A 2,863-nucleotide genomic window follows, 5' to 3' on the forward strand; every position below is an offset into this window, starting at 1 on the left:
GCATTGTTACATGCACTTAAGCCAAAAATACCTACCGCCGCGGTTAGAGCAATTATTGATTTCTTCATTACCCACACTCCTACTATGTACAATTTTTATATACGATTTGTCCAAGGCTACAAAAATTACTATAACATACTTTTAAAAAAGAAAGAAAACATTTTCTTTAAAGTTATTCAAAAATAGGGACATTCGCACAGTCAGGTAGGCTTTCCCTGAATAGGATATAGTGAACTGAATAATAAAGGCTTTAGCCTTCAATGGTTCAAACAGTTGGATAATTTGAGAAAGAATTCCTAAAGGCGTGACAACTGCCTATTCGTTCACAAATGATTTCGCATAAAATATCGTATTAAGAAAAATGGAGGTGTTATCATGGGCGGAGGATACGCAGGTGGATTTGCGCTAATCGTAGTATTATTCATCCTATTAGTCATCGTTGGTGCAGCTTGGTTCTAAGAAATACTTTTTGTGAATAGCAAAAAGTATAAACATGAAATAATGTTTACCCAAATGAAAAAGGATGACCCAACCTGAGGTCATCCTTTTTCCATTCTTACGTTAACAAGACCTCCACATAAGAGGAAATAAGTAAGATGGTAATTAAAATATTGATTGTTCGATATACTTTTGGCTGGCGGTCATCAGGAATTTCTTTTTGCTCACATAGCCGGTAAGTCATTTGATTAATATAAAACAATATAAAAGCAGCAAATGGAATATAAAATAAGATCACTCCTAATCCCCCAATCTTCAAATGCACCTTGACTCATAAAAATCTAAAATCAACACCGAAGTCTTTAGCTTTATTTTAGCACCCCTTGCATAAAAAAGCTTAATTGTTGATTAAGATATCATAGCCGTCCTCTATTTCCTCTACCGTACAAGATTTTGGCGCCTTAATAAACTGACCTAAATAAATAAAGTCAGGAACACATAAACCAAAATTGATCGCTGCAATAATAGAAAAATAATGAATATAACCAGGAAATACAACACATGCACTAAGCATAAGAACTGTAATGAATAAAAATGGTGTACCCATTACAAAAATAATAAACGATTTAGAAAGTGAATGTTTTGAACGTGTTGAAACAATTGGAATGATTCCGTACATCCATTTAAATGTTACGGCAAGCTTCTTACCAGTCATCCAGAATGGTAAAACATGCAAAGACGCATGTAACGGATAAATCATTAATAAAGCTAATAAAAAATAAATTGATCCATCTTCTTTAAGTTTAATAGAAGAATACATAAGATTCATTGGCAAATAAAAGAGAATAAATGCTATGAACATTGATATCAAGGATATCAATATAATTCGATGGAATCCATAATCCTTTGAAAGATTAATGGTTTTCCAGCATGTCATACTAAATCACCATCCGCAATCATATGAAGTAAAATAAGTAGAAATCATATCCAAATAATGAAATGTTAAATTAGATACTCTAAACTTACTAAATTACTTTACTTTGTTTCTAACAAAAATGCAATAGGTATCCAAAAGAACGATAAAATACTTGATTTTTCGACTTTTTCCGCATTTTTTTAAGTAGTATATTTGTGAAAATTTGAGCATAGATAAACAAAAATAAAAGCGGAGAGATTTGTCTAATTCACACCGCTTTTAACTCGTATTGTATGGAATCCTTAAACCCCAATTTAGATCCTCAGCAACAAATTTACATTTCTAATTTTTCTTCAACTCGTTTGTAAAGTTTGCCGTTTACCTCGATAAAGTCATCCTCGAAATTTTTGAAAGACTTTTCGAAGATTTCCATATAATCATCTCCGTAAATATTGCGGACAATGCTCATTACTTCCACAATCTCCGGAAACTTTCCATAAAGTTTTTTTAGTGGAATTGCCCCTTCTAATACCCCATTTTTACTTGGATTATAGGCTTCCACAATTTTCAAAAAGATTTCTTCTCCTTCTGGAGTCAACTCGATATACGTGTTACGCTTATCATTTTCCTTTTTTGAAAATTGTAATAGTCCACGTTCCTCCAGCTTTTTAGAAAAGTTAAATGCAGTCGAAACATGCATAACTCCAAACTTAGCAATCTCTGAAATAGAAGCACCTTTCAAATGATATGCTATCCAAATAATATGATGCTCATTAATATTTAAGTCATAAGGCTTGATCCATTGTTGCCAGTCCTTTTCAATAGACTTCCATAATGCCTTACTAAGTTGTGCGATTCTCTGACTAAAAAGGAGCGCTTCTTTGATGGAAGCCATTTTTTCGTCATGTTTCATAGATTCACCCACTTTTCTATTTTCTCTTATTACTATTATGCCAATAAAATAAAAATTAATAAAGATGTAAATTTACGAAATTTTTCAATTTGGTGAAAAAATTTTGAGTTCACTTGGTTGTAACCACTTTTTCGAGCTTTTCTAAAGCGCTTTCTATTTCTAAAAGTTCTTTTTGAATATTTTTTTGATTACCTTCAATCTCTTTTTTCCAATGATAAATCGAATTCGTAAATTCGCCAGAAACCTCTGTTATTGTATTTACCGCTTGTATCGTTGACTTAGAAACTTGTTCCGTAACGGATTTCCCTTCAGAAACTACCTGAGACAATGTATCGGTAATATGTTTTTGATTATTTCTCAAAGTCCTTCTAAATTCTTTTCCAGAAGATGGCGCACTTAATAGGACGGAAACACCACCGATTACACTTCCAATTAACAACCCATAAAATAGAGATTTAGTTGATGTCATCTTAATCACTCCTTAATGAAACCATCATTTACAGAATTCAACAAAAAATGGAAAAATCCTTTTTTGTTTTCATATTTTTTACAAATCAATCAAATGCACCTTGGTGTATTTGTGCCCGATTTTTAGG

Annotated in this window: 6 protein-coding genes; 2 read left to right on the plus strand and 4 right to left on the minus strand. The window is 32.1% G+C overall.

The features are described from left to right. A partial coding sequence (locus V7147_RS07910; protein ID WP_335367305.1) for a hypothetical protein occupies positions 1-186 on the plus strand: 186 nt, incomplete at its 5' end. 189 nt (positions 187-375) lie between these two features. Continuing rightward, entirely contained in the window at positions 376-459 is an 84-nt protein-coding gene (locus tag V7147_RS07915; RefSeq protein WP_335367346.1) for a YjcZ family sporulation protein, read from the plus strand. A 97-nt stretch (positions 460-556) separates the two neighbouring features. Here the strand turns inward: V7147_RS07915 and V7147_RS07920 are convergent, their stop codons facing one another. The 4 genes from V7147_RS07920 to V7147_RS07935 all read right to left on the minus strand — a co-directional run bounded on the left by V7147_RS07920 (position 557) and on the right by V7147_RS07935 (position 2,736). Next, positions 557-736 (minus strand): hypothetical protein, encoded by a 180-nt coding sequence (locus tag V7147_RS07920; RefSeq protein WP_335367306.1) that lies wholly within the window; start codon positions 734-736, stop codon positions 557-559. Positions 737-835: 99 nt separating this feature from the next. Next, on the minus strand, positions 836-1,375 hold the full coding sequence (locus tag V7147_RS07925; protein ID WP_335367307.1) for a DUF3267 domain-containing protein: 540 nt from the start codon (positions 1,373-1,375) through the stop codon (positions 836-838). Positions 1,376-1,688: 313 nt separating this feature from the next. Continuing rightward, positions 1,689-2,267: an HTH-type transcriptional regulator Hpr gene (locus tag V7147_RS07930; RefSeq protein WP_335367308.1), complete on the minus strand. Its 579-nt coding sequence runs from the start codon at positions 2,265-2,267 to the stop codon at positions 1,689-1,691. A gap of 109 nt (positions 2,268-2,376) precedes the next feature. Beyond that, positions 2,377-2,736, minus strand: coding sequence for a YtxH domain-containing protein (locus V7147_RS07935; RefSeq protein ID WP_335367309.1), 360 nt, complete (start codon positions 2,734-2,736; stop codon positions 2,377-2,379). Positions 2,737-2,863 lie beyond the last annotated feature (127 nt).

Origin of the sequence: Bacillus sp. JJ1521, from assembly GCF_036965165.1 — a bacterium.
Taxonomy (GTDB): domain Bacteria; phylum Bacillota; class Bacilli; order Bacillales; family Bacillaceae_L; genus Ferdinandcohnia.

Excerpts from the sequence above, each read along its gene's own strand:
- V7147_RS07915 (WP_335367346.1), top strand. The coding sequence starts at position 376 with ATGGGCGGAGGATACGCAGGTGGATTTGCGCTAATCGTAGTATTATTC.
- V7147_RS07925 (WP_335367307.1), bottom strand. The coding sequence starts at position 1,375 with ATGACATGCTGGAAAACCATTAATCTTTCAAAGGATTATGGATTCCAT.
- V7147_RS07930 (WP_335367308.1), bottom strand. The coding sequence starts at position 2,267 with ATGAAACATGACGAAAAAATGGCTTCCATCAAAGAAGCGCTCCTTTTT.
- V7147_RS07935 (WP_335367309.1), bottom strand. The coding sequence starts at position 2,736 with ATGACATCAACTAAATCTCTATTTTATGGGTTGTTAATTGGAAGTGTA.